We start from the raw sequence: 5,589 nt of genomic DNA on the forward strand, positions 1-5,589 counted from the left end.
GGGGACCCTGTGGGAGAGTAGGACGCCGCCGAACAATCATTGTGGGAAAGCCCCGCACCGGATCTCTGATCCTGGTGCGGGGCTTTTCTGCGTTCACGGCCAGGAGATGAGACCCGCCTGGGTATCCTGGGCGCGTTCCCCGGGAGGACGCGATGACAGCACAGCAGCTGGAAGCCGGCGGGCCGCTCATCCCTCAGCCGGCCATGACACGGGAAGCCCTCCGGGACGCCGTGCGCCGGATCGACATGCCGAGCCTCGCCGCGCTCGACAAGGAGTGCAACGAGGCCTTCGACCGCGCGGCGGAGACCGGAGCCATCAATCCGCTGCGTTTCTTCCTCATCAAGTGGGCCACGCACGTGGCGATCCACCGCTGGCCCGCTCGTTCGGCGGCGCTGCACGAGGCGGAGCGGATCGCGGGGGATCCGAACGCCACGGAGGAGGAGTTCCGGGCTGCCATGCAGACCAGCAGCCGCATCCTCGCCGAGGCCCAGCGCGAGATCGGTCAGTGAACCCACGGGGTGAGGGCGTGGAGAACGACAACGGCTGGGCGTGGGAGTGCGATCCCAGCCGGCTGTGGGTCCTGGGCGACATGCCCGCGGAGCACCAGGAGCAGGTCGCCGCGGTCATGGACGGCCTGGTCGACCTGGCGGCGATGGCCATCGACCCCAAGGACGGCAGCCTCTACGAGGACCCCCACCCGATGCGGCTCCGTACGTACGAGGACGAGCACCTGATGCTCTGGTACCAGACCATCCCCCACCGCAGCCGCGTCTACCTTAAGCGCGTCAACCTCTGACGGCTCGGGACGGAGGACGGGTGTGCCTGCGGCTGTCCATCCGGCTTCCGGTTACGTTCGCGAGGCCAGAAGCGAGAGGAGGCTGCGATGAATGATCATCGGAACATTGCTCTGTTTCATCAGACTCTTGCCGCCTTCACAGCAGGAGACATGGATGCACTGGCGGAGCTGTTCCACCCCGATGTGGTGTGGCATGCCCCTGGCCAAAGCCCGCTGGCCGGGGAGTTCTACGGTCGTGAGGCCGCGTTCGCTGCGTTCCAAAAGGAGTTCCAGCTCTCAGGGGGCACGTACCGCCCACAACTCCATGATGTGCTCGCCAACGACAAGCACACGGTCGCCCTGCTCCACGCCACGGCCTCGCGTGGTGGCAAGGAGCTCGACATGGATTACGTGATCGTCTTCCACATCCGAGACGGAAGGATCACCGAGGGCTGGGAACTGTGGTCCGATCAGCAGGCATACGACGAGTTCTGGTCGTAGCGACAGCCCCCCGTCACTGAATTTGCCGCTCCACAGAAGTTGAGCCGAGCCACCTTCCTCCCTTCTGTGGTCCGATCACGGAGCGTCAGAACTTCCCTTCGCCAGCAGGATGCTCCTGCCTCGTATGCCTCCGTCGGGGTGGCAGCCCGAAGATTGCCCTAACCATGCGATCCAAGGAGAAACCGCCGTGCCCTGCGAGGTAATCGCAGGTCTGCTGACGGCGCTGGTGGCTCGACCGAGCGCTACTCCCCAATCTGAGGAGCGACGAAGAGATGGACGACGGGCTGCAGTCAAAGGTGGCGCTGGTGACCGGCGGAGCGACCGGGATCGGGCTTGCCACAGTTCGCCAGCTTCTGGCCGAGGGCTGCGCAGTCATGATCGCGTCCAGGAACCGCGAAGGAGGCGACGCGGTGGTCTCCGATCTCGGCACCGAGCGAGTCGCATTCCACTGTCGGACCCATGGCAGCTTGGTCCGCCGACGATGTCGAAGAGGTCCTGAGCGTGAACGTGAAGGGCGCGTTCTTCTGTATGTAGCACGCTGCGCCGCGGATGGAAGCAGGGTCGGTGATCGTGAACAGCAGCTCCATGCTCGGCACGATTCCCATGCCGGTCGCTGGCCCGTACGCGGCCAGCAAAGCAGCGCTGCTGAGCTTGGACCCGCTCGACCGCCGCCGAGCTGGCGGAGCGGGGGATCTCGGTCGTCGCGATCTGTCCCGCAATTGTCGACACCCCCATGACGGACCGGGTATCGGAGGCGGCGGGAGTGCCGAAGGAAGCGCTCGCAGACATGGTCTGCCCCAGCCACCAAGTGACGTCACCTGACCGGGTCGCGGATGTCGTGACCGTACTCCTGAAATCGCCTACCTCCTTCGAGACCGCATCGGCACTCAGGATCGATCCGAATGAGGTCGAGCGCATCGGGCCCTGACCCGCAGGCTCCCCCCTCACGCGTAGAGCAAGACGCGTTTGCGGAGGAGCTTGAAGCAGGCGCGGCCGTACATCTGGCGCTTGAGCATTTTGCTGCGGTTGACGTGGCCTTCCACGACGCCCGAGCTCCAGGGCAGAGTCACGCCGGCGGTGACGGCCGCGAGGGCGTCCAGTTCCGGACACTGGGCGAGAGCGGACTTGAGCTTCAGGCGCTCGTTCCCCGCGAGTGCGTCGGGGTGGGTGAGGATCCAACCAGCGACAGTCCTGGGAGATGGCGGCCGAGTACCCGGCCCTGGGTCCCGGAGGGGGAACAAGCCGATCTGGCTCTGGTGGTCCCGCATCGGCGCGAGCCCCGAGCACGCACCCAACTCCGACTCGCCGGCCCTGGAAACGGCAAGGCGGAACCGAACAGACTCACCCCCGCCCGCGTCCGGCGCGGGTTCAGGAACCTCCGCGTGAAGGCCGGCACGCCAGCCCGTGCACCGAAACTCACTCGGCCCGGTCCCGGCCGCCAGCTCGGCTCGAAGAGCCAGCGGAGCGCCGATCCGCCGCCGATCCCTCCGCCACGTCTACCGGGATGGGGCCCACCGATCCTCGATGACAAGCAGCGCCGAACCAGCGTCCACTGGTTCGTGGTCACCAGCCCCCTCCTCACGTGGTTCTGCTGGCCCACAGAGTCGCTCGCCCGACTCATCTCGCGCGGGCGCCTCCGCGATGACGAACGCGTCTTTCGCGTCGGTCTTGGCCTCGCAGGGGTAGACGTCGGCGATCCCGCCGCATCGTCGGCCCCGACAGGCAGACGACCGGGCAGCCCACGTCCTTCGCGACCGCCAGCGGCAGGGCGCCGATCGAGGTTGGCTGGTCCACCATGACCAGCACCGTTCCGTGCTTGGCCTCGAGCTTGGTGAAGACCTCGCGGAGCTTGGGTTCCGTGTGGGGCAACCGCATGTCGAAGGCCTCCATCCGCCTGCGAAAGGGCGCGGATGTTGGGCTAGTTTCGCTCCCGTGGTGGAGCACCAGGACGAGACCAGGGCGGCCTACGACGGGGTCGTCGAGCTGTATGCATCGATGTTCGCCAATCGGTTGGAGACGCACCCGTTCTCACGGAACATGATCGGTACCTTCGCCGAGCTGGTGCGCGGAACGGGGAACCTGCGGGCAGCCGACGTCGGTTGCGGGCCCGGACATCTGACCGCCATGCTGCACGAACTGGGGCTGGACGCCTTCGGGCTCGACCTCTCCCCGGCCATGGTGGACCACGCCCGGCGGGCCCATCCCGCGCTGAGGTTCGACGAGGCGCGGATGGAGGCCCTGCCGGTTGAGGACTGCTCGCTCGGGGGCGTGCTGGCCCACTACTCGATGATCCATACCCCGCCTGCGGAGCTCCCCGCGCTGCTCGCCGAGCAGGTGCGTGTCCTGGCACCAGGGGGCCTGCTCCTGGTCTCGTTCTTCGCGACCGACGGACCGGAGCCGGTCCGCTTCGACCACAAGGTGACGCCCGCCTACAGCTGGCCGGCGGACCGGTTCGCCGAGCTGCTGACCGGGGCCGGGCTCGTCACGTTCGCCAAGCTGCTCCACGACCCGGCCTCCGAGCGGGGCTTCCTCGACGCCCACTTGCTGGCCCGCCTCCCCTAGGGCTTGCCCCGTCGTCTTCGGGGGTGCGTTGGTGCAGCTGGCATGCCGAGCTCGGGACAGGCGGCCCGGACCGCCTTCAGGCCGAGGCCTTCGTGGGGCCGGAGCCGGTCGGGGTGCGTCATTACCCAGCGAAGCGCTCGCCGTGGCTTGGGCAGGGCCGGTGCTGGAGGGGCGGTCTCGATGCCTTGTCTCAGCTGGCGGATGTAGCGGTTGACGACGGTGCGGACGCCGCGAAATCCCTGGTCACGGACTTCTCGGAAGAGCTGACTGGCATTGCGGAGCCTTGAGTGAACCGCTCGTAGAGGTAGGGCTTGTGGTCGTCGAGCAGGGTGCGGCGCTGGGTGACCTTGACCAGCAGCTGGTCGACGTCCGGGGTGCGGGCGTATCGACGGACGGCGTAGTAGTCCAGGTCGAGGTCCCGGCTGACCCCTCGTAGTGATCGGCCCTGGGCCAGGAGTTCTTGGACGCGTCGGTGTCGTTCGCGGATCGTGCCGACGATCCGGCGCGGGCGCCCGTTGACGTCGAGTGTCCCGTCCGGCGGTGGCACCGCGGCCTGCTCGTCAGGTGGCCTGGTGGCCTGGTGGCTGGCGCGGATGCATGCGTAGTGGCTCGTGAGAGGTCTCTCGACGGCTTTGGCGAGGTTGTTCCAGAGGTGCCACACGTCTGCAATCTGGACCGCTTGGGGAGCGTCCGCCCTGGCTGCCTCGGCATAGGGGGAGGCACGGTCACGGCAGACGATCTCCACCTCCAAATGGCCCTCGAGCCACCGGGCGACGGTCTCGGCCTCCCGCCCCGGCAGGACGTCGATGGGACCGCGGGCTTCGAGATCGACCAGCAGCGTCGCGTAGTTGTGCCCCTTGAGCAGGGCGAACTCGCCGATCCCCAGGACCCGTACTGCACCAGGTTCTTCGAGTGCGGAGGCCCGGAGAAGCCGTAGCAGGGTGTCCTTCGCCACCGGCATGCCCATCCGTCGGGCCAAGCGGGCTCCGGCCCTGCCGGCCAGCGCCTCGGCGAACCGCGCCGGCAGCCTGCGCAGCATTGGGGTGTGTCGGGCGTGGGGGCTGGTCAGGCCCGGTATCTGGTCGGGGAAAGTCACCGTCGGGCATCCAGGGCTGGGGCACTTGAACCGGCGGACGACCAGCCGGATCACCACCGGTGTGGTTCCCACGGCGGCGTCCGCCAGGCGCCGTTCGTACCGGCCGTGTACCCGCCACGACAGCGAACTGCACCGCGGGCACCTCGCCGTGTCGGCCCGGCCCGCGGAGACTGCCCAGCATCGCAAGATCAGCGGCGGAGTCCGTGCGCGAGTACGCCGGCAACAGGCGTACCAGCGGTCCGTGACCGCCGCGAAACGGCCGTCCCGCAGACGCTGGCAGGAGGGAGAAGACCCGCCCGGCGGTCGCGAAGTCGGCGAACGCGCAGTGCAGGGGACGCGGTCGCCTCCTCCGCGCTCGCCGATTTTGACACCTCACAGGGTCAGTTGTAGAGTCAAGCGGTTGCCTCGAACTGGTCAAGTTCGGCAGCCCCCACCCCGCGAGGAATGAATTCCGTGTGGGGTGCACTCGACTCCTTGAGGAATCCGAAGCCGGGGAAATCCGGTGGAGAACTTCTGATAGAGTCTGAATCGCCGGAAAGGGAAAACGCGAAAGCGTAGAACCTGGAAAGCACCGAGGAAATCGGGCCCGAAAGAGTCTGATAGAGTCGGAAACGCAAGAACACAGAACGAAAGCCCGGAGGAAAGCCCGCGAGGG

General features: G+C 67.5%; 7 protein-coding genes and 2 pseudogenes. 6 read left to right on the forward strand and 3 right to left on the reverse strand.

Annotation, left to right across the window (positions count from 1 at the left end; translation table 11 throughout):
* Positions 1 to 152 precede the first annotated feature (152 nt).
* The 5 genes and pseudogenes from ACGFYU_RS37750 to ACGFYU_RS37770 all read left to right on the forward strand — a co-directional run.
* Positions 153 to 509, forward strand: a complete 357-nt coding sequence (locus ACGFYU_RS37750) for a hypothetical protein (protein WP_393831822.1) — start codon at positions 153 to 155, stop codon at positions 507 to 509.
* Positions 510 to 526: 17 nt separating this feature from the next.
* The gene (locus ACGFYU_RS37755; protein WP_393831823.1) at positions 527 to 796 is read left to right on the forward strand and encodes a hypothetical protein; all 270 of its coding nucleotides are present in this window, start codon (positions 527 to 529) and stop codon (positions 794 to 796) included.
* Between the two features lie 87 nt (positions 797 to 883).
* Complete coding sequence (locus ACGFYU_RS37760) at positions 884 to 1,276, forward strand: nuclear transport factor 2 family protein (protein WP_393831824.1); 393 nt, start codon at positions 884 to 886, stop codon at positions 1,274 to 1,276.
* 272 nt (positions 1,277 to 1,548) lie between these two features.
* Positions 1,549 to 2,013, forward strand: coding sequence for an SDR family NAD(P)-dependent oxidoreductase (locus tag ACGFYU_RS37765; RefSeq protein WP_393831825.1), 465 nt, complete (start codon positions 1,549 to 1,551; stop codon positions 2,011 to 2,013).
* Positions 1,941 to 2,204 (forward strand): annotated as a pseudogene (locus ACGFYU_RS37770) (SDR family oxidoreductase); the annotation flags it as partial. The gene ACGFYU_RS37765 and the pseudogene ACGFYU_RS37770, both read left to right, overlap by 73 nt.
* A 703-nt stretch (positions 2,205 to 2,907) precedes the next feature.
* On the opposite strand, the pseudogene ACGFYU_RS37775 reads toward ACGFYU_RS37770, so the two are convergent.
* Positions 2,908 to 3,220, reverse strand: a pseudogene (locus ACGFYU_RS37775) (transposase); the annotation flags it as partial.
* On the opposite strand from ACGFYU_RS37775, the gene ACGFYU_RS37780 reads away from it, so the two are divergent.
* Positions 3,209 to 3,838, forward strand: coding sequence for a class I SAM-dependent methyltransferase (locus ACGFYU_RS37780; RefSeq protein WP_393831826.1), 630 nt, complete (start codon positions 3,209 to 3,211; stop codon positions 3,836 to 3,838). The pseudogene ACGFYU_RS37775 and the gene ACGFYU_RS37780 overlap by 12 nt on opposite strands.
* A gap of 190 nt (positions 3,839 to 4,028) precedes the next feature.
* On the opposite strand, the gene ACGFYU_RS37785 is transcribed toward ACGFYU_RS37780, so the two are convergent.
* Both ACGFYU_RS37785 and ACGFYU_RS37790 read right to left on the reverse strand, forming a co-directional pair.
* A complete protein-coding gene (locus tag ACGFYU_RS37785; protein ID WP_393831827.1) occupies positions 4,029 to 5,120 on the reverse strand; it encodes an ISL3 family transposase in 1,092 nt (363 codons plus the stop codon).
* Positions 5,121 to 5,326: 206 nt separating this feature from the next.
* Positions 5,327 to 5,589: hypothetical protein (locus ACGFYU_RS37790; RefSeq protein ID WP_393831828.1), on the reverse strand; the 263-nt coding region annotated here is incomplete at its 5' end.

The organism is Streptomyces sp. NPDC048337 (assembly GCF_043201175.1).
Lineage (GTDB): Bacteria > Actinomycetota > Actinomycetes > Streptomycetales > Streptomycetaceae > Streptomyces.

Coding starts and splice junctions, on each gene's coding strand:
- ACGFYU_RS37765 (WP_393831825.1), top strand. CDS start 1,549: ATGGACGACGGGCTGCAGTCAAAGGTGGCGCTGGTGACCGGCGGAGCG.
- ACGFYU_RS37750 (WP_393831822.1), top strand. CDS start 153: ATGACAGCACAGCAGCTGGAAGCCGGCGGGCCGCTCATCCCTCAGCCG.
- ACGFYU_RS37760 (WP_393831824.1), top strand. CDS start 884: ATGAATGATCATCGGAACATTGCTCTGTTTCATCAGACTCTTGCCGCC.